Source organism: Eubacterium sp. An3 (assembly GCF_002159465.1).
Classification (GTDB): domain Bacteria; phylum Bacillota; class Clostridia; order Lachnospirales; family Lachnospiraceae; genus Anaerobutyricum; species Anaerobutyricum stercoris.
In genome coordinates this window covers 103,233-123,495 of record NZ_NFIR01000002.1, presented here as the reverse complement: position 1 = coordinate 123,495, position 20,263 = coordinate 103,233, and the positions used below count along the sequence as shown (strand labels likewise).

General features: G+C 47.9%; 20 protein-coding genes. All 20 read left to right on the top strand.

Annotated features, from left to right (window positions below; genetic code table 11):
• Nucleotides 1-100: 100 nt before the first annotated feature.
• The 20 genes from B5F87_RS02965 (at nucleotide 101) to moaA (ending at nucleotide 20,246) form a co-directional block, all read left to right on the top strand.
• Nucleotides 101-826: a hypothetical protein gene (locus tag B5F87_RS02965; RefSeq protein WP_087276533.1), complete on the top strand. Its 726-nt coding sequence runs from the start codon at nucleotides 101-103 to the stop codon at nucleotides 824-826.
• A gap of 62 nt (nucleotides 827-888) precedes the next feature.
• Nucleotides 889-1,797: an Ig-like domain-containing protein gene (locus B5F87_RS02960; RefSeq protein WP_087276530.1), complete on the top strand. Its 909-nt coding sequence runs from the start codon at nucleotides 889-891 to the stop codon at nucleotides 1,795-1,797.
• Between the two features lie 295 nt (nucleotides 1,798-2,092).
• The gene (gene trkA / locus B5F87_RS02955; protein ID WP_087276527.1) at nucleotides 2,093-3,481 is read left to right on the top strand and encodes a Trk system potassium transporter TrkA; all 1,389 of its coding nucleotides are present in this window, start codon (nucleotides 2,093-2,095) and stop codon (nucleotides 3,479-3,481) included.
• An 11-nt stretch (nucleotides 3,482-3,492) separates the two neighbouring features.
• Nucleotides 3,493-4,980: a TrkH family potassium uptake protein gene (locus tag B5F87_RS02950; RefSeq protein ID WP_087276524.1), complete on the top strand. Its 1,488-nt coding sequence runs from the start codon at nucleotides 3,493-3,495 to the stop codon at nucleotides 4,978-4,980.
• A 41-nt stretch (nucleotides 4,981-5,021) separates the two neighbouring features.
• Nucleotides 5,022-5,795 carry a heparan-alpha-glucosaminide N-acetyltransferase domain-containing protein gene (locus B5F87_RS02945; protein ID WP_087276521.1) on the top strand — a complete coding sequence of 258 codons (774 nt, stop codon included), beginning with the start codon at nucleotides 5,022-5,024 and terminating at the stop codon, nucleotides 5,793-5,795.
• 89 nt (nucleotides 5,796-5,884) lie between these two features.
• A complete protein-coding gene (locus B5F87_RS02940; protein WP_087276518.1) occupies nucleotides 5,885-8,152 on the top strand; it encodes an EAL domain-containing protein in 2,268 nt (755 codons plus the stop codon).
• 335 nt (nucleotides 8,153-8,487) lie between these two features.
• Nucleotides 8,488-9,081, top strand: coding sequence for a DUF3793 family protein (locus tag B5F87_RS02935; protein ID WP_087276515.1), 594 nt, complete (start codon nucleotides 8,488-8,490; stop codon nucleotides 9,079-9,081).
• 4 nt (nucleotides 9,082-9,085) lie between these two features.
• Entirely contained in the window at nucleotides 9,086-9,517 is a 432-nt protein-coding gene (locus B5F87_RS02930) for a flavodoxin (protein ID WP_087276512.1), read from the top strand.
• Between the two features lie 119 nt (nucleotides 9,518-9,636).
• On the top strand, nucleotides 9,637-9,849 hold the full coding sequence (locus B5F87_RS02925; RefSeq protein WP_087276508.1) for a FeoA family protein: 213 nt from the start codon (nucleotides 9,637-9,639) through the stop codon (nucleotides 9,847-9,849).
• A gap of 72 nt (nucleotides 9,850-9,921) precedes the next feature.
• Nucleotides 9,922-10,143, top strand: a complete 222-nt coding sequence (locus B5F87_RS02920; RefSeq protein ID WP_087277300.1) for a ferrous iron transport protein A — start codon at nucleotides 9,922-9,924, stop codon at nucleotides 10,141-10,143.
• A 91-nt stretch (nucleotides 10,144-10,234) separates the two neighbouring features.
• On the top strand, nucleotides 10,235-12,427 hold the full coding sequence (gene feoB, locus B5F87_RS02915; protein ID WP_087276505.1) for a ferrous iron transport protein B: 2,193 nt from the start codon (nucleotides 10,235-10,237) through the stop codon (nucleotides 12,425-12,427).
• Between the two features lie 37 nt (nucleotides 12,428-12,464).
• Complete coding sequence (locus tag B5F87_RS02910; protein ID WP_087277297.1) at nucleotides 12,465-12,881, top strand: transcriptional repressor; 417 nt, start codon at nucleotides 12,465-12,467, stop codon at nucleotides 12,879-12,881.
• A 250-nt stretch (nucleotides 12,882-13,131) separates the two neighbouring features.
• Nucleotides 13,132-14,331, top strand: coding sequence for a [FeFe] hydrogenase H-cluster maturation GTPase HydF (gene hydF / locus B5F87_RS02905; RefSeq protein WP_087276502.1), 1,200 nt, complete (start codon nucleotides 13,132-13,134; stop codon nucleotides 14,329-14,331).
• 204 nt (nucleotides 14,332-14,535) lie between these two features.
• The gene (locus B5F87_RS02900; protein WP_143405181.1) at nucleotides 14,536-14,898 is read left to right on the top strand and encodes an Hpt domain-containing protein; all 363 of its coding nucleotides are present in this window, start codon (nucleotides 14,536-14,538) and stop codon (nucleotides 14,896-14,898) included.
• Between the two features lie 212 nt (nucleotides 14,899-15,110).
• Nucleotides 15,111-15,716 carry an RNA polymerase sigma factor gene (locus B5F87_RS02890; RefSeq protein WP_087276494.1) on the top strand — a complete coding sequence of 202 codons (606 nt, stop codon included), beginning with the start codon at nucleotides 15,111-15,113 and terminating at the stop codon, nucleotides 15,714-15,716.
• Nucleotides 15,703-16,488 carry a DUF4179 domain-containing protein gene (locus B5F87_RS02885; protein WP_087276491.1) on the top strand — a complete coding sequence of 262 codons (786 nt, stop codon included), beginning with the start codon at nucleotides 15,703-15,705 and terminating at the stop codon, nucleotides 16,486-16,488. Before B5F87_RS02890 ends, B5F87_RS02885 begins: the two co-directional genes overlap by 14 nt.
• A 119-nt stretch (nucleotides 16,489-16,607) precedes the next feature.
• Nucleotides 16,608-17,627, top strand: a complete 1,020-nt coding sequence (locus B5F87_RS02880) for an XdhC/CoxI family protein (protein WP_158096931.1) — start codon at nucleotides 16,608-16,610, stop codon at nucleotides 17,625-17,627.
• Nucleotides 17,628-17,659: 32 nt separating this feature from the next.
• A complete protein-coding gene (locus B5F87_RS02875; RefSeq protein ID WP_087276485.1) occupies nucleotides 17,660-18,679 on the top strand; it encodes a molybdopterin-binding protein in 1,020 nt (339 codons plus the stop codon).
• Nucleotides 18,680-18,721: 42 nt separating this feature from the next.
• On the top strand, nucleotides 18,722-19,192 hold the full coding sequence (gene moaC / locus B5F87_RS02870; RefSeq protein ID WP_087276482.1) for a cyclic pyranopterin monophosphate synthase MoaC: 471 nt from the start codon (nucleotides 18,722-18,724) through the stop codon (nucleotides 19,190-19,192).
• A 46-nt stretch (nucleotides 19,193-19,238) separates the two neighbouring features.
• Complete coding sequence (moaA, locus tag B5F87_RS02865; RefSeq protein ID WP_087276479.1) at nucleotides 19,239-20,246, top strand: GTP 3',8-cyclase MoaA; 1,008 nt, start codon at nucleotides 19,239-19,241, stop codon at nucleotides 20,244-20,246.
• The last annotated feature ends 17 nt before the right edge of the window (nucleotides 20,247-20,263 follow it).

The following is a 20,263-nucleotide window of genomic DNA, read 5'->3' as shown; positions in this document are numbered from 1 at the left end:
TGAACAGAGGACTATATAATGGCATCATCAGAACAAGATAAGAGAGCATACTAAGGCTCGGTAAGTAAAACAGATAAGAAAATGTCAAGGAGGAAAAATTATGAGTAAGAAAAAAGTTTTTGCAGGTTTATTGACAACAACGCTGGCAGCTTCGGTATTACTGACAGCGGCAGTTCCGGCCAACGCGGCAGTTTCGCCGCAGGGAGTCAGAATCGAAGGTGCAGGTTCTGTTCGGGTAGGCAAAACGATCGAATTGGATACGGATATTTATCCCGACGACGATCTGGTAAGCAGCTGGAATATTGTATGGAAAAGCAAAAATCCTTCTGTTGTAAAGGTTCTCAATAAGAGAGGCGACGATACGAGAATTAAGGGTCTGAAAGCAGGAAAAGCCAAGGTGGTTGTTAAAATTAAAGGAACAAACATCAAAGCGACAAAGACCATTACGGTAAAGAAAAGCGTGTCTGCTTCTTCGGAGTCCGCTTCCGATAAAAACAAATTAAAAAAATACAGAAAGAAAATCAAAAAAATAAGAAAACAGATCGCAAATACGGCTGTACCGGGAGATGCAGCTTCCCGCCGGACGATTTATCAGAGTTTCGAAAGAAAATTAAACAAGATAGACCGTAAGATTGATGTGATCAACGACCGCTGGGATGACCGCTGGGGAAGTACCGCCCGTTCTATGGAGAGAGCCGTTGAGAGCGTGGAAAATTATCTGGAGAGCGTGGAGAATTATCTGGAACACAGATTTGACTGGGACGATGACCGTTACGATGACGATCGTTATGATGACGACAGGTACGATAATGACTGGGATGACTGACAGGTAACCGGCGTCTGATCATCTCAGATTGAAACAAGAGGCGATAAGAGGGAGGAAAAATTATGAAAAAAAGAGTGCTGGCAGGGGCATTGATGTTCGCGGGAGCGGCGGCTGTGATGATGGCCGCCGGAGTGAAAACAGAAGCGGCGTCCGGAAAAATATACATTGATGGTTCCAGAACCGCCTGGGTGGGAAGAACCATTGAGCTGGATGCTGATGGCGTCATTGATGACGATTATGTGAGAGACAGCAATATTATCTGGAAGAGCAGCAAGCCTTCTGTGGCTAAAGTTATTCATAAGCGGGGAGACGACACCCGGATTAAAGCGAAGAAAGCCGGAACCGCCAAGATTACGGTGCGGGTGAAGGGAACAAACCTGAAAGCGACCATGAAGCTGAAAGTTAAAAAGACTTCAGGCGCATCACAAAAATGGAATACATCCAAGGGAAGCAGTTCTGATTCAAATAAGCTGGAAAAATACCGGAAGCAGATCAAGAAGATCCATAAACAGATCAAGAATACCGGATGGAATGTTTCGGCCAGCCAGCGCAGAAGCCAGTATTATTCTTTCGCAAGACAGCTTAACGTTATTGACAATAAGCTGGACAGAATGAATGACCGCTGGGATGACCGCTGGGGAAGAACTGCCGAGAGAATGGACGACGCCATCGATCGTGTGGAAGATTATCTGGAAGATGTAGAAGATTATCTGGAGGACCGGTTCGACTGGGAAGATGACTGGGATGACTGGGGCGATGACGACGACTGGGATGACGACGACTGGGATGACGACGATGACGATGACTGGGATGACTATGACGACAGATATGACGATGACCGGTATGACGACGACTGGGATGATCGCGACGACCGTTATGATGATGACCGGGATGACCGGCACGACGACGACGATGACGACGATCATGACTGGGATGACCGGCACGACGATGACGATGACTGGGATGATTGAGCAGGGAACCACAAAGGTTTGCTGAGCTGCCGGCCGCAGAATCTGTCTGAAAACACCGGATGTTTTGCTAAAAGGCAATAAAAGAACAATTTATACAGATTACATAAAGATTATGAAAAAAACGGAGGGTTCTTTTACGGATTCTCCGTTTTTTTGTGCCATTTAAGGACAATTTTCACAAGAAATATGAAAATGAGCGATGGTCGTCCTGTTATATGCGGCTTCTTTTGGCATTGAGTATTTTTATCATTCATTGTATAATCTCAGAGAAATAAAAATACAGGAGGATTACAGAATGTTCGGAAAGAAAACTTCTGTAAAGAGGGGACTTAAGATTATCATTGTTGGCTGCGGAAAGGTCGGCGTGACGCTGGTGGAGCAGCTGTCAAAGGAAGGACATGATATCACAATCGTAGATAAAAATGCGGAAAAGATACAGGAGATTGCCAATTTCTTTGATATTATGGGGCTGGCAGGGAACGGCGCCAGCTACAGTGTGCTGATGGAAGCGGGGATTGAGGAGGCAGATTTGATCATCGCCGTGACGGAATCCGATGAGCTGAATCTCCTATGCTGTACTATGGCAAAGCAGGTGGGAGACTGCGCTGCCATTGCCAGAGTGCGTACGCCTGACTACAGTCAGGAAGCAGCCTATCTGAGAGAAAAGCTTGGACTGGCTATGATCATCAATCCGGAGTTGGAGGCGGCCAGAGAAGCGGCGCGTATTTTGTTCCTGCCATCGGCTCTGGAGGCACATTCTTTTGCGCGGGGACAGGCGGAGCTCATCAAATTTGCTGTTCCGGAGAATAATATTCTCGACGGGATGACCATTGCTCAGATGGGCGAGAAGCTGGCGACAGAGGTGCTGGTCTGCGCAGTGGAGCGAGGGAAAAAAGTGTATATACCTGATGGCAGTTTTCAGATCATGAAAGGGGATGTACTCTCTTTTGTGGCGTCGAGAAAAACTACGAAGCCATTCTTAAAACAGATCGGTTTTCAGACAAACCAGGTGGCCAACACGCTGATTATCGGCGGCGGAAAGGCGGCGTTTTATCTTGCGAAGCAGCTGATTTCCGTGGGGATTTCCGTGAAAATAATTGAACAGAATAAAGCGCGCTGCGAGGAATTGAGCGTTCTTCTGCCGGAGGCCGTGATCATAAATGGAGACGGGACAGATCAGGAGCTTCTGGAAGAAGAGGGTATTTCCTGGGTGGAATCTTTTGTGCCGCTGACGGGAATTGATGAAGAAAATATTCTGCTGACCCTGTATGCAAGGCAGGTATCCAATGCGAAGGTCATCACAAAAATTAACCGCATCACTTTTAAGGATGTCATTAACGGACTGGATCTGGGCAGCGTGATTTATCCAAGATACATCACATCGGAAGCGATCATTGCCTATGTTCGTGCCAAGAAAAATTCTGTGGACAGCAACATAGAAACACTGTATCACATGTATGATTCAAAAGTGGAGGCCATTGAGTTCAGGGTGGATGCGCCGTCGGCGGTGACGGATGTGCCGCTTATGAATCTTTCGCTCAAGAAAGATTTGCTGGTTTCCTGTATTTTCCGTGAAGGAAAGATTTTGATTCCGAGCGGGCAGGATTGCATCCGTGAAGGGGATTCGGTGATGGTGGTTACAACCAATACGGGATTTGACGATATACAGGATATTTTATTATAGCGGAGGGTGTCATGAATAATGCAATGATTCGATATATTTTGGGACAGGTTCTCAGAATCGAGGGACTTTTGATGCTCCTGCCCTGTATTGTGGCGGTTATTTATCAGGAAAAAGAAGGATTTGTCATCCTGGGAGTGGCGGCTTTATGCTTTTTTCTCGGGACAGCAGGAACCATCCGTAAACCCAAAAGCCAGGTGTTTTATTTAAAAGAAGGCTGTGTGGCAACGGCGCTGAGCTGGATTGTCATGAGCGTGTTCGGGTGTCTTCCGTTTTATCTGACCGGAGAGATTCCTTCTTTTGTGGACGCCATGTTTGAGACCATATCCGGATTTACCACAACGGGATCCAGTATTTTGACTGATGTGGAAGCAATGTCGAGATCGGTCAATTTCTGGAGATGTTTTACCCACTGGATTGGCGGTATGGGCGTTCTGGTTTTCCTTCTGGCTGTCATTCCTTTAAGCGGGGGATCTCATATCAATCTGATGAGAGCGGAAAGTCCGGGACCTTCTGTGGGCAAACTGGTTCCAAAGATAAAATATACGGCAAGAATCCTTTATATTATCTATATTGGAATGACGCTGGTGCAGATCGTGCTGCTTCTCATAGGAAGCATGCCGCTGTATGACGCGCTGACCATTACTTTTGGAACGGCGGGTACCGGAGGTTTCGCCATCAAAGGCGACAGCATAGCGGGATACTCATCGTATCTCCAGTGGGTGATCACCATATTTATGATACTGTTTGGCGTGAACTTTAACGCCTACTATCTGATACTCTTCCGGAAGTTTAAAAAGGCGGCGGCCATGGAAGAAGTACGTTATTATTTTCTCGTGATCATCGCGGCGACGGCATTCATCACCTGGTCTTTATGCAGTACGGCCATGGGATTTGCCGAGGCGTTAAAACACGCCGCTTTTCAGGTGGCGTCCATTATCACGACAACCGGATTTGCCACCACGGATTTTAATCTCTGGTCAGGAAGCTGTCAGGTAATACTGGTACTTTTGATGTTCATAGGAGCCTGTGCCGGAAGCACCGGCGGCGGAATCAAAGTTTCAAGATTTGTTCTGCTGCTGAAAACGGTGAAAAAAGAACTGAACTCTTATATTCATCCTAAGAGCATCAAAAAGATAAAAATAGACAGTAAGCCGGTGGAGCATGAGGTGGTTCGGTCCACCAATGTATATTTTATTACATTTATGATATTGTTTGTGACTTCAATTTTTATTGTTTCTCTGGAAGGACAGGATCTGGTGACTACCTTTACGGCTGTCGCCACAACGATAAACAATGTTGGGCCGGGGCTTGCCGGGGTCGGACCAATGTCAAATTTTGCGCATCTGTCGAATTTGTCAAAAATTGTGCTGATGTTCGATATGCTGGCGGGCAGACTGGAATTGTTCCCGCTTCTGATTCTGTTTCATCCATCCCTATGGAAAGATGCTTTCCAGCAGCGGGTGAAGAGGAAGAAACCGGCGATAGAGACAGGATATTAGAGACATAAAAGAGGAGAGCGGCAGCTGGAAAGGAAAGCGCGATGGAGGACAGAAATAGAAGACGGGGGAGATATCTTGCCCTGGATGAACTGCGGGGACTGGTATTTATCAGCATGGTACTGTACCATGGTATGTGGGATCTGGTCTACATGTTTGGATATGAGATAGCGTGGTACGAGGGAACAGCCGGGTATGTGTGGCAGCAGAGTATCTGCTGGTGCTTTATCCTGCTGTCCGGATTCTGCTGGGCGTTTGGACGGAATAAATACAGACATGCGGGCCTGGTATTTGGCGCGGGGGTTCTTGTAACGCTGGTGACTTGCCTGTTCCTGCCGGAGGACAGAGTAGTGTTCGGCGTGCTTACCTTTCTTGGAACGGCGGCGTTTCTCACAACTTTGCTGCAGCCGCTTCTTTCCCGGTGCCGGCCGGCGCCGGGACTGATTGCAAGCATCATTCTTTTTGTGTTTACAAGAAATGTCAACGTGGGATTTCTTGGCTTTGAAGAATGGCGTCTTCTGAAGCTGCCGGAAGGGCTGTATGACAATTTCGTAACCGCATTTCTGGGATTTCCGCCGGGAGATTTCTATTCCACGGACTATTTTTCATTGATTCCGTGGCTATTTTTGTTTTTGAGCGGATATTTTCTGTACCGGTGTGTAATGTGCCCACAGAAGGAGGAACCTTTACATTTTCTTAAAAGAGGGAGAGCGCCGGCACTCCGGTGGATCGGGCAGCGCAGTCTTCTGCTGTATCTGCTGCATCAGCCGGCGCTGTATGTCCTGCTGCATCTCTGGGCATGGTATTTTGATAAATAAAAATCATAGATTGCACATGGAAACCAGAGGGATTTCGTGTATAATAAATACAAAAAATGTATAAAACCACTGGATGAGGGGCGATAAACATGAATGAGAAAATGACACGTTTACAGATAAAAAGGATGGTGCGCCTGACTGCCGGCGTTGTCCTTTTACTGGTAGCCATTGCCGTATTTCTCATATATTTTCTGATGCAGACCATGAACGATTCTGCAAGAAAACAGATGACGGTCGAGACGGAAGAATATAAAGGCAGGATTTACCGGCAGATTAATGCGGATTTCCAGAGCCTGGATACGCTGGCGAGTTTTTTTACCAGCGAGCTTCTGGAGGACAGAGAGACATTTGCCGAAAGACTGAATATTTCAAATGAGCAGAATAATTTTCAGACCATGGCGTTTTTCTATAAAGAAGGAGACGGTATTGTTTCCATCACGGGAGCCGGCGTCAGCACAGATATAGAGTATACGGATCTGAACAAGGCCGTGCATCCTGTCGTTGAAAAGGCTCTTCAGGGGGAGAAAAGTGTATCCCGCCTGTTTTACAGCGAAGCCATGGAAGAAAGTGTGTTTGCCTATGCAGTTCCTGTATATATCAACGATGAGCTGGCGGGCGCTCTGATGGCCAGCGATCAGCTGGAGATTTTTTCTGATATTTTTGATGGCAACACAGTGCTCGGTGGTAATGGTTATCTGCACATGGTAGGAACGGAAGGGGATTTTCTGATTCGCTCTCAGAACGCCATAGTGAAGGAAGAAATGCAGAATATCTTTGACGGGCCGTATTTTGACCCGGAAGAAGTTCCGGTGCTAAAGGAAAAGATGAACAGGCAGGAGAGCGTGTTCTCTTCCTTTACGTATGAGGATGAAACATATCAGGTGCTTCTTGATCCTGTGGGATTAAACGGATGGTATCTGATGTGCGTCAATACATTGCAGGAGAGCAATCAATCTCTCTATCCGGTGCTTGCGATCATGGGAATCGGACTTGCCGGAGTGGCTCTGATCATTCTCTTTCTGCTTATATATGGTTTTCGTCTGGTGCAGAAAAATAACCGGGAGCTCTGGCGTCATGCCTATCATGATCCGTTGACCGGAGCAAAGAATCTCTCCTTTTTTAATCAGGAGCTGTCCAAGCTTCTGGAGCAGGGAAGAGCTCTGTCGGTGGTGGCGCTGAATATTCACCAGTTCAAGTTTATCAATGAGATTTTTGGAAGAGAATATGGGGATACGCTGCTCGTTGAGGTGAAAGACGTGCTGGACTATAAAATGCAGACGGGAGAATTTTTTGCGCGGGATAAGGCGGATCTGTTCTATCTTTGCCTGCTGGAAACAGACAGGCAGAAGATATTGACGAGACTTCAGAATATCATGGATTCTGTGGTCAAGATTTCCAGTCATCATCATAATAATTACCAGATTCTTCTTTACTGCGGCGTGGCAGCCAACGAGGAGGGCAATAAGGATGTGACGCCGCTGATGACCCATGTGATGTTCGCGCTGACCACGGCAAAGGGTTCTTATAAGAATAACGTCTGGTTTTATGATTCGAAGCTGCATGAGAAAGAAAAGACGGAGAATTATGTGGAGAGCCATATGCATCAGGCTCTCAGGGACGGAGAGTTTAAGTTCTATCTGCAGCCGAAAATGGATCTGCAGACGGGGAGGCTTAAGGGCGCTGAGGCGCTGGTCCGCTGGATGAAGTCGGATGGATCCATGATCTATCCTGATGAATTTATTCCGTTGTTTGAGAGAAACGGATTCTGTGCAAAGCTTGATCTCTATATGGTGGAATGCGCCTGCCGTCAGATTCGCGAATGGCTGGATGCAGGTACAGAACCCATTGGTATTTCTGTTAATCAGTCTAAGATTTTGTTTTATGAGAATGATTATATAGAGACGCTGACCGCTCTCATTGAGAAATATGATGTTCCGGGCAACCTGCTGACCCTTGAGATATTGGAGGGGCTGGCAGCGGATCATGTGGACGAGCTGAATCAGAAGATTTCTCTGCTGCAGAAACTGGGATTCCGTATTTCCATGGATGATTTTGGAAGCGGCTATTCCTCGCTGAATATCCTTGGAAACCTGCATATCGACGAACTGAAACTGGACCGGGGCTTCCTTCTGGAGGTCAGCGACGGAAAGAACGCCCGCTCCCGCGTGATCATGGAACAGATCGTACAGCTGACCAGACGGCTGAAGATTTCCACGGTGGTGGAAGGTGTCGAGACTGTGGAAAATGAGAAGCTGTGTCTGGACATGGGCTGTGATCTGGGGCAGGGCTATTATTACAGCCGGCCGATTCCGCGGGAGGAATTTAACCGGAAATATATGAAATTGACACAAAAATAATGATATGCTAGAATAGTAGCACTTGCCCGGAGGGTGAATCATTCGCTGGAAATGAGGAGCTGGATAAAGGCACGGACTGAGACGTCCGTACTTTATCCGGCTTTTTTTGTTGCTCTGACTGGTGCAAAGAAAATTTTTTGAGAGGGAGAAAAGTTATCTCCACCAATTTTGGTGCGGGCAAAAGCGCGCGAATCCGTCAGATTCTCAGATACGCTCTCTCTTTCCTGCTGATCTGCCCTTTTCTGAAAAAAACTCTCAACAACAGGTATTGACGAATTCTCTTTGATTAGGTATATTTAATTTGAGTTAGAAATACCTAACCAGGAGGAAAACATATGAACAGAGAGACTTTAAAAATCGTACAGAAATTAGACCGGGAATCTCTGGAGGTTCAGCTTCTCCTTCAATGCGCGCCGATGATCGCCGGGCTGAAGGCGTCGAATCTGCTGATTATTGCCAGCGAGAATGAGGAGGACGCCAGAAAGATTCTCAATGGAACCAGAATATCCTGTGTCCGCCTGGCGCGTATGGATAAAAAAACAACCATGCTCATTTATCATGAGAGGTGGCTGAAAGAATATCTGGCCAGCGAAGAAGTAATCCGCCTTCTTTGCGTATTGGGTTATGAAGGAAAAGGATTTTATGAAGTGCTCCATTCCGTCAAAGAGAAATATCGTTCTTATATAGGGAAAAAGGGAGATTTCCCCCATGAACTGGGATTACTTCTGGGCTATCCGGCGGAAGATGTTCAGGGATACATGGAGAATAAGGGAAGAAACTACCTCTGTACGGGATACTGGCAGGTATACGCGGATCCTGCGGCTAAATTAAGTCTGTTTCAGAAGTTTGAACTGGCCAGGGAGCGTCTGATTCGCGCCATCTTTGATGGAAAGGAAATTCAGGAATTAATACAGGTAGCAGGAGGATGAATTAATGGAAAAATTATATGTTGTTTACTGGTCTCAGACAGGAAATACACAGGCCATGGCAGAGGCCATCGGCGAGGGCATCAGCGAGGCGGGCAAAGAAGCGGCTGTTGTGGAAGTGGGAAGCGCATCCATGGATGATCTGAAAGAAGCAAAGGTATTTGCGCTGGGCTGCCCGGCCATGGGAGCGGAGGTTCTTGAGGAAATGGAAATGGAGCCGTTCGTGGAAGAGGTGGAAGGATTTGCTTCCGGAAAGAAGATCCTTTTGTTTGGTTCCTACGGATGGGGAGATGGACAGTGGATGAGAGACTGGGAAGAGAGAATGAGCGGCGCCGGCGCGGAGCTTGTTAACGGAGAAGGCTTTATCTGCCAGGAGATGCCGGATGATGCGGCCGTTGACGAACTGAAATCTCTCGGAAAACAGATGGCTCAGATGTAGTCTGCGGTTTGTTGATAATTTTTCTCAATTATGTTATTGACAACTTATTTCGATTAGCATATACTAACTTTGTGAGAAAAAGCAACTGCAGATAAAATGCAGAAAAGAAAGAGGATGAGATGATGCCACTGACTATGGCCGATGTCGGCAAACCAATTACAATCAAACGTGTGGGCGGGAAGGAAGAAACCCGCAAGTTTCTGGAAAATCTTGGATTTGTGACGGGAGGAACCATCACTCTTGTTTCACGAGTGGGAGGAAATGTCATTGTCAATGTGAAAGATTCCAGAGTTGCCATTGGAAAAGATATGGCCACAAAAATTATGATATAGCTGTGGCGGAATAAGATTCTCTGGAACTTAATTACTGGATAGGAGACTGGATGAATGGAAAAGAATGTTGGAATGAAAACTTTGCGTAACGCAAAAATAGGGCAGACGGTCAAAGTGATAAAGCTGACAGGCGACGGGCCGGTAAAGCGGAGAATTATGGATATGGGAATTACAAAAGGTGTGGACATATATGTCCGTAAGGTTGCGCCGCTTGGAGATCCGGTAGAAATAACCGTCCGCGGATATGAGCTGTCTTTGCGGAAAGCTGACGCCGATATGATTTTGATTGGCTGATTTTTTTTGACGCAGAGGTTAGAATATACTAATTAAAGTATGAACAATCTATTCTAAGTATGAATAATCTATCGAGAAAGGGAGCATGAAAATGTCATTGAAAATTGCGTTAGCAGGTAATCCTAACTGCGGAAAAACGACATTGTTTAACGCGCTGACTGGTTCCAATCAGTTTGTAGGAAACTGGCCGGGCGTTACAGTGGAGAAAAAAGAAGGAAAATTAAAAGGACATAAAGATGTTGTGATCATGGATTTACCGGGAATATATTCTTTATCCCCATATACGCTGGAGGAAGTGGTGGCCCGTAATTATCTCATCGGCGAGAGACCGGATGCCATCATCAATATTATCGACGGTACCAATATTGAGCGTAACCTGTATCTCTCCACGCAATTGATGGAACTGGGGATTCCGGTGATCATGGCGGTAAACATGATAGATATTCTGGAAAAAAGCGGAGATAAGATCTATACCAATAAGCTGGCTGACAAGCTGGGCTGTGAGGTTGTTGAGATTTCTGCGCTGAAAGGAACCGGAATAAAAACACTGTCCGAGAAAGCTGTCCATCTGGCTCAGAAGAAACAGGCGGCAATGCCGGTACACAGTTTTGACTCCGAAGTGGAGAACATCATCGAAGATGTAGCTGCTCTGCTGGGCAGTCAGGTGCCGGAAGAACAGAAACGTTTCTTTGCCATAAAGCTTCTGGAGAAAGATGATAAAATAGGAGAGCAGCTTTCCAGAGTTCCGGATGTTTCCGCACAGATTAAAATGCTGGAAGACAAATTCGATGACGACACGGAAAGTATTATAACCAACGAGAGATATACATACATTTCATCCATTATCCATGACTGTGTCACAAAGGCAAAAGGTGAAAAATTAACAACTTCAGATAAAATTGATAAGATCGTAACTAACAGGTTTCTGGCGTTGCCGATTTTTGCGGCGGTCATGTTCATCGTATACTACGTATCTGTGACAACCGTGGGAACATGGGCGACAGACTGGGTTAACGACGGCGTGTTTGCAGACGGCTGGCATCTTTTTGGCATCGAGTCCATTTTCGTGCCAAGCATCCCGGCGATTATTGAAGGCGGACTGAACGCCATCGGCTGTGCCGGATGGCTGCAGAGTCTTATTCTGGATGGTATTGTAGCCGGTGTAGGAGCCGTTCTCGGCTTTGTTCCTCAGATGCTCGTACTGTTTATTTTCCTGGCATTCCTGGAAGGATGCGGATATATGGCGCGTGTGGCTTTCATCATGGACCGTATTTTCCGTAAATTCGGTCTTTCCGGAAAGTCTTTCATTCCGATGCTCATTGGAAGCGGCTGCGGTGTTCCGGGAATCATGGCTTCCCGTACCATTGAAAATGACAGAGACCGCAAGATGACGATTATGACGACAACTTTTGTGCCTTGCGGCGCAAAACTGCCGATTATCGCGCTGATCGCCGGCGCGCTGTTTGACGGCGCATGGTGGGTGGCTCCGAGCGCATACTTTGTAGGTATCGCGGCCATCATCTGCTCCGGTATCATTTTAAAGAAAACAAAGCTGTTTGCAGGCGACCCTGCTCCGTTTGTCATGGAGCTTCCGGCTTACCATCTGCCGACCGTGGGAAATGTACTGCGGAGCATGTGGGAGCGCGGGTATTCCTTCATTAAAAAAGCTGGAACGATCATTCTTTTATCAACCATTGTACTTTGGTTCCTGCAGGGCTTCGGATGGGTGGACGGACGGTTTACCATGCTGGAAGCAGAGCAGCTTGACAGCAGTATTCTTGCAGCCATCGGTAACGTGATTGCACCGATTTTTGCACCGCTTGGATGGGGCGACTGGAAAATGGCAGTGGCAGCGGTTACCGGACTGATCGCAAAAGAGAATGTAGTAGGTACTTTTGGTATTCTCTTCGGATTCGCGGAAGTCGCGGAAGATGGAGCGGAGATCTGGGGGCAGCTTGCCGGCAGTATGACGGCGGTGGCAGCGTATTCCTTCCTTGTGTTTAACCTTCTCTGCGCACCTTGTTTTGCTGCCATGGGTGCCATCAAGAGAGAGATGAACAACATTAAATGGTTCTTTATCGCCATAGGATATCAGACTTTGCTTGCTTATGTAGTTTCCCTCTGCATTTACCAGATCGGAACCCTCGTGGCAGGCGGCGGATTCGGAATCGGAACGGTAGTGGCGGTGATTCTGATCATCGGCTTCGTTTACCTGCTCTTCCGGCCGTACAAAGAAAGTAAAACTCTTGGCGTAAATATGAAAGGCATGGCAAATGCGCGATAAAAAGTTATCTTCTGATGATTGTTATCAGCGGACACAAATGCAGAAAGAAATTATCATAGAAAGATTACGGGAAAATGGCTGCCGGATCACAAAGCAGCGGAAAATGCTTTTGGATATTATTCTGAAAGAAGACTGTTCCTGCTGCAAGGAAATATATTACAAAGCCCTGGAAGAAGACAGCGGCATTGGCTCAGCCACCGTCTACCGGATGATCAACACGCTGGAAGAAATCGGCGCTATCAGCCGGAGAAATATGTATCGTGTTTCCTGTGATAACCCCTATGGGGCTGGAAATGTCTGCACTGTAGAACTTGATGACAATAAAATCTGCCAGCTCAGCGATGAAAAGTGGCGTAATGTGGTGGAAAAAGGTCTCAAGGCCTGTGGCTACATTGATGATCAGAAAATAAAAAATATATTTGTACGATCCTGTGAGAAGCAGGAGAGTCTGTAAAAAACTGGACGGCATGTTCTGATGCTGCGGGCGGTAAAAGTCTGCTGTATCAGAACAGCCGCCTTTTTTTGTTCAGCTGACAGGTTTGTTCACTTTCTTTTCTCAGCTCTTTTTCCCTCAGCCTTGAAAAAAGAAGGGAGCTTCCTTATAATAAACGGAGAAAATCCGCGCGGGCCGTAAAGTAACAGAACTATCAAAAACTATGCGGCCTGTACGATGACAATAATGGAAAGAAAGAAGTGAAAATATTATGGGATTAAATGATACGCCGTCCGGAGAGAGAGTACATATCGGATTTTTTGGAAGAAGGAACGCAGGAAAGTCCAGTCTTGTGAACGCTGTGACCGGACAGGATATGGCGGTGGTCTCCGAGACAAAGGGAACCACTACCGATCCGGTGAAAAAGGCCATGGAGCTTCTTCCCATCGGTCCGGTCATGATCATCGATACGCCGGGATACGACGATGAAGGAACTCTGGGAGAAAAAAGAGTACAGAAAACAAGACAGATTTTAAACCGCACAGATGTGGCGGTGCTGGTAGTGGACGCGGCGGAAGGCTGCACCGACTGCGACCGGGAGCTGATCTCCTTATTTGAGGAGAAGGAGATTCCTTATGTGGCAGTATATAATAAGAAAGACCTTCTGGAAACTGTGCCGGCGGCCAAAGACAATGAAATATTTGTCAGCGCTCTGGAGGGGAAGGGCATTTATGAATTAAAAGAGAAAATCGCGCAAATCGGAAAAAACGCCGGTACGGAGCGCCCACTGGCCAGCGACCTGATCAAAGTTGGAGACTTGGTGGTTTTAGTGATTCCAATCGACAGCGCAGCGCCTAAGGGGAGGCTTATTCTCCCGCAGCAGCAGGTGATCCGGGATATTCTGGAAGCCGGCGGGGCGGCGATCTGTGTAAAGGAGACGGAACTGCCGGAAATTCTTCCGAAGCTTTCAGAAAAACCTGCCATGGTCATAACGGACAGCCAGGCTTTCGGAAAAGTATCCGCTGATGTGCCGGAGGATATTTTATTGACTTCATTTTCAATTCTGATGGCAAGATATAAGGGCCTTCTTGATACGGCGGTGGAAGGCGTGGCTGCCATTGACGATCTAAAAGACGGCGATACTGTCCTCATTGCTGAGGGATGTACCCACCACCGTCAGTGCGATGATATCGGAACGGTGAAGATTCCAAACTGGCTGAAAAAACATACCGGGAAGAATCTCACCATTGCCACCTGTTCCGGGCAGAGTTTTCCGGAAGACCTCTCCTCCTATGCGCTGGTCATCCACTGCGGAGGCTGCATGCTGAATGAACGGGAGGTCCGGTACAGGATGAAATGTGCCAAAGATCAGAAGGTACCGATCACTAACTACGGTATCGCCATCGCCCACATGCATGGAATCCTGAAGAGAAGCGTGGAAGTGTTCCCTCATCTGGAGCGGCTGCTGTAGATAGAGCGGACAATCCTTTGACATGGCGGCGGTTTCCACAATCCGGAAGATGGCTAATGCATTTTCTGAGACATTTTTGTTCTCTGTAAAAATATGGAAGTACTTTTTTGTCGAAAAACCTTTGTTTTTTCAAAATTTTTTGATATACTTCTATGTAAATAAAGGAAATTCAGGCGATTAAAAAGAAAGCGAATGGAATACAGTATGAACAGAATCATTAAGGCGATGGAAAAAGAACAATGCGATGTGAAGGATGCCCTGACACGATGTATGAACATGGAAGAGCTGTACGTGGAACTTCTCGGTCTGTTTGCGGAAGATACCCAGATAGACAAGCTTGTTGACGCTTTCCGGAAGCATAATGTGGAGGACGTATTTTTCCATTCTCACACGCTCAAAGGCGTATATACCAATCTTGGCATGAGGCAGCTGTATGAGCTTGACGTACCCATCGTGGAGAGCACCAGAGACAAACAGCCGGAAGGGCTCGACGGCCTGGACGGCCAGGTCAGCAAGCTTTATGAAGAACATAAGAGGATTGCGGACGTAATACGGGAATATATTTGAATAAGAAGGATACAGTACAGAAACAGCCGGTCGGCTTAAAAAAGCGGCCGGCTGTTTTTACGTCCAGGGAGAGAATACGGCGGCCGACAAAGCAGTGGCCGACAGAAAACCGGAAAAGCAGCTTGCAGATTTTTTTAAATTATTTGAACCAAAACAGAAGAACTGTGCTCTTATAGATAGACGCGTCAAAAAGACACAGGGAGGTGGTAAGCATGGAGACAGACGTTGAATTGATCAGAAAATGGAAAGAGGGCGATGAGGACGCCTTTAGCGCTATGTATGAGCGGTACAGGCAGACGGCAATGCGGACGGCGTGGCTTCTTTGTCATAATCTGGCGGACAGTGAGGATATTGTGCAGGAGACCTTCGTACAGTGTTATTTTCACATTCAGGAGCTGAAGGATGAGAGTCGGTTCCGGCCGTGGATGTTAAAATGTCTGGTCCGTACCGGATGGAAACTGATGAAGAAGCAGAAAAAAGAGATGCCGGAAGAACAGATGGAGCTGCATCTGGAGAGAGAACGGTATCTGGAAAGTACATTTTCCGGAAAAACATCTGGAGAACCGCTGGAAGAAGCTATTGCCAGAGAATTCTCAGGAGAGCTCACGAAGGCGGTACGCCGGCTTTCGGAAAAACATCGGCTGGTCATTGTTCTTTATTATTATGATGAGCTGAGTGTACATGAGATTGCAAAGATCACCGGCTGTCTGGAAGGAACCGTGAAGTCCCGGCTGCATTTTGCCAGAAGGCAGTTGAAAAAAATGCTATCTGATGCCGGAGAGGAAGAGACAGGGAGGATAATTTATGAAAGAGGATAGATTTGACAGTCTGCTCCGAAAAGAATTAAAAAGGGAAACCGAGCACATCGGAGTTTCAGATTTTTTGAAAACAAGAATTGATATGGAGATAACGGCGAGACAGGAGGAATCAACCATGAAAAAGAGATCACATTTTAAAAAATATATAGCAGCGGCGGCATGCATCTGTCTGCTGGTTCCGGCGGGAATCTTTGCGGGAGGCACAGCTGTCAGCTACGTATCCACAACCAATATAGCAGATTATAAGACTTCCACAGACTGGAATGATCTGGACAGCATGGAAAAGAAAGTAGGAATCGAGACCGACGCAGTAGAGAGCTTTTCCAACGGCTACCGGTATACGGAACTTAATACCGACGCTTTTAATGCTTTGGATGAAGACGGAAATAAGATATTTAAAGTAAAAGAACTGGGCGTCATTTATAAAAATGCGTCAGGAAAAGAATTAAACTGCAGTATTCATGCGGCAGATGAGCGTATGGCAGACGACAGGGCGGCAGATCTGACAGCGGAATATGACGGTATTACAGTGGAATTTTTCCAATCCACCTATAAATTTGTGCCGGCAGATTATCAGGCCACTGCAGAAGATAAGAATCTGGAAGCAGCCGGCAATTATTACATTTCCTATGGAAATGATAAGGTGGAGGTACGGGAGTCTTCGTCTGTACAGTGGGAAAAAGATGGAGTCTCCTATATGATTCAGGGCTTTGATACAGATGTCAGTCCACAGGAAATGCTTGCCATGGCAGGAGAGATGATTCAGAAATAAAGAAAATCAGAAGAAATATATATTTGACGGGAACTGCCGAAAGAAGTACAATAATTACCAGGTATGATATGGAACGGCTGTGATACAATGTATTTTCAGGTAAAATGATAAGGAGAACTATGGTAAAAGATTGTTATAAAGAACTGGCGTCGGCGCTTCGCGCAGGTGAAACGTGCCGGCTGATGACAGTACTTGGCAAAAACAGACCGGAACAACAGGCAGTTTGCGATAAATACATTCTCAGGGGGAAAGATGCGTCTTTCTCCCTTGTTCCCGTTATGGAGGAAAATGAGTCGGAGATCCGGATTTGTGAGCCGGCGGGACCAAAGGCCCGGCTGATCATTTTAGGCGGCGGGCATATTTCAAAAGAACTCTGTTCCTTCGCGGCAAAAACAGGTTTTACACCGTGGGTCATTGATGAGAGAGAAGAGTTTGCCAACACGTCAAGGTTTCCGGACGCGGAGAAAGTCATATGTGCACCCTTTATGCAAGCGCTAGCCGGCGTGCAGGTGGCGAGCTGTGATTACGTGGTCATCGTAACCAGAGGACACAGCTGTGACGGAGACTGTCTGCGTTATCTTCTTGAACGGGAACTGCCGGGGTATCTTGGAATGATCGGATCAAGAAGGCGGGTGCAGGCGCAGTTTGCCATGTTCCGGAAAGAGGGCGTGCCCCAGGAACGGCTGGACTTTGTCCATACGCCCATCGGTCTTGATATTAAGGCGGTCACGCCGGAGGAGATCGCTGTTTCCATTCTGGCAGAGCTGATTCTGGTCAAACGTATCGACCGGAGAGAAGATAGTATCCAGACCGATCTGGAACCGTCCATCGTGGAAGAGATTGCTTCCTGCCTGGAACCGGCGGCGGTGGCGACCATCATTCGCGCCTCCGGCTCCACGCCGAGAAAAGAAGGCGCTAAAATGCTGGTCTTTGCCGATGGCAGCATCCGCGGCACCATCGGCGGAGGACTGGGAGAAAGCCAGGTCATCCGGCGGGCGGCGGACATAGCAGGTACGGGAAGATCCTGTCTGTACCATTTTGTGATGGACGCCGACGTGGCGGCCAGGGACGGTATGGCATGCGGTGGAAATATGGATGTGTTGATCGAGGATCTGGGCGCGGAGTGCGGCCTCGGATAAAATATAATGATAACAGACAGGAAGTGGATAGAATGAAATTGATGCGGACAGAAGACGCGGTGGGACAGGTTCTGTGCCACGATATAACACAGATCATCAAGGGCGTGACCAAAGACGCCGTATTTCGCAAAGGACATGTGATCCGGGAGGAAGATATCCCGGTGCTGCTGAGCGTGGGTAAGGAGAACGTCTATATCTGGGAAAACGACGAAAATATGCTGCATGAAAATGACGCGGCGCAGGTGCTTTACGAGATATGTAAAGGGAATCATATGCACCCGACTCCGGTGAAAGAGGGAAAAATTGAGCTGGTGGCGGATATCGACGGACTTTTAAAGGTGGACGATACGAAAATGCGTCTTGTCAACGGTTTCGGACAGATGATGATCGCCTCCCGCCACGGTGATTTTATAGTACACAGAGGGGATAAGCTGGCGGGCACCCGCATTATCCCGCTGGTCATTGAAAAAGAAAAAATGGAAAAGGTAAAGGAAATGTGCGGGGATGAGCCAATCTTCCAGCTCCTGCCCTTTGTTCATAAAAAAGTGGGCATTGTGACCACCGGAAGCGAAGTCTATCACCACAGAATCAAAGACGAATTTACCCCGGTCATCCTTGATAAACTGGCAGAGTTTGATACGGAGGTCATCGGGCAGATTCTCTGCGACGACGACCACGAAAAGATCACAGCGGCCATTCTCACGCACATTGAAAACGGTGCCGACATGGTAATCTGCACTGGCGGCATGAGCGTGGATCCGGACGACCGGACGCCGCTGGCCATCAAAAACACAGGAGCACGCATTGTTTCTTACGGTGCGCCGGTGCTGCCGGGAGCCATGTTCCTGTTAAGCTACTATAACGGAACGATTCCTGTGGTGGGACTGCCGGGCTGCGTCATGTACGCGAAACGGACGATTTTTGACCTGATTCTGCCAAGGCTTATGGCGGACGATCCGGTGACGGCGGACGAGCTGGCGGCGCTTGGACAGGGCGGCCTGTGCCTGAACTGTGATGTCTGTACATTTCCTAATTGCGGATTTGGAAAATGAGCAGGGCGGCCGGAGAAAAATTGAGAAAGGACAGAAACAGATATGGAATTCAGTCATTTTGACGCCGACGGCAACGCGGTGATGGTTGACGTGAGCGGCAAAAAAGAGACAGAGCGGGAGGCAGTGGCCCAGGGAGTTATCCGCATGAGCAGAGAGTGCTTCCGGAAAGTGATGGAAGGGCATATGGCGAAGGGCGACGTCCTCGGGACGGCGCGCATTGCCGGAATCATGGGAGCCAAAAAGACTTCCGAATTGATTCCTCTCTGCCACCTGCTGCAGCTGACCAGCGTAAAGATAGATTTTGAGAGCGACGGGAACAAAAACGAGATCACGGCCTTCTGCCGGGTAAAAACTACCGGGAAGACCGGCGTGGAGATGGAGGCGCTCACCGGCGTGCAGGTGGCTCTCCTGACTATCTATGACATGTGCAAGGCCATCGACAAGCGGATGGAAATGCACAGTATTCATCTGTGTACGAAGACCGGCGGCAAGAGCGGGGATTTTTCGTTCTGAGAGCAGAAGAGGAAATGAGAAGATTGACAGGCAGGGGGGCGAAGGTATGAAAGACCAGTATGGCAGAGAGATTGACTATATGCGCATTTCTATTACGGATAAATGTAATCTCCGGTGCCGGTACTGTATGCCGGAGGGTGTGGAGATCGTTCCCATGTCTCATCTTCTGACCTTTGAGGAGATGGTGCAGGTCTGCACCGCAGCGGCGGAACTTGGCATCCGTAAGATCAAGGTGACCGGCGGGGAGCCGCTGGTGCGGCGGGGAGCCCCGGCGCTCATCGGCATGCTCCGGGATATCCCCGGCATCGACAGCGTGACGCTGACCACCAACGGAGTTCTGCTGAAAAAGTATCTGCCGGATCTTCTGGCAAACGGCTTAAAAAGCGTTAATGTGAGCCTTGATACCATGGACCGGACGCTTTACAGGCAGATAACCGGGCAGGACGCTTTCCCGCAGGTTATGGAAAGTATTGAGGCGGCGGTGGACGCCGGACTTCAGGTAAAAATCAACACGGTTCTCCTGAAAGGAGTCAATGAAGACGGCTGGGAGCAGATGATTTCTTACGCCCGCAGCCATCCGGTGGATGTGCGGTTCATCGAGATCATGCCGATTGGAGCGGGAAAGACCTACTCCGGTGTCTCCAACGAAAAACTTCTTCGCCGCATCCGGGAAAAATATCCTGCCTTAAAAGAAGACATTTCTATTCACGGCAACGGCCCGGCCTGCTATTACTCCATCCCGGGATTTGCGGGCGGCATCGGTTTTATCAGCGCCATGCATGGAAAGTTCTGCAATCACTGTAACCGCATCCGCATGAGCGCCCAGGGAGAGATCAAGCCCTGTCTGTGCTACGGAACCTCCGTGGACCTGCGCCGGGCGCTGCGGAAGGAATTTGCGGCGGGACAGCCTTCGCGGCTGCAACAGGGGACGCAGCCGCCGGCAGAACTGAAGAATCTGCTGGCGGAAGCCATCTACCAGAAGCCGCAGGCTCACTGTTTTGAGCGTGCCGACGAGATTACGGAAAATAAAAAGATGATATCTATTGGCGGCTGACAGAGAAAGTATCGGAG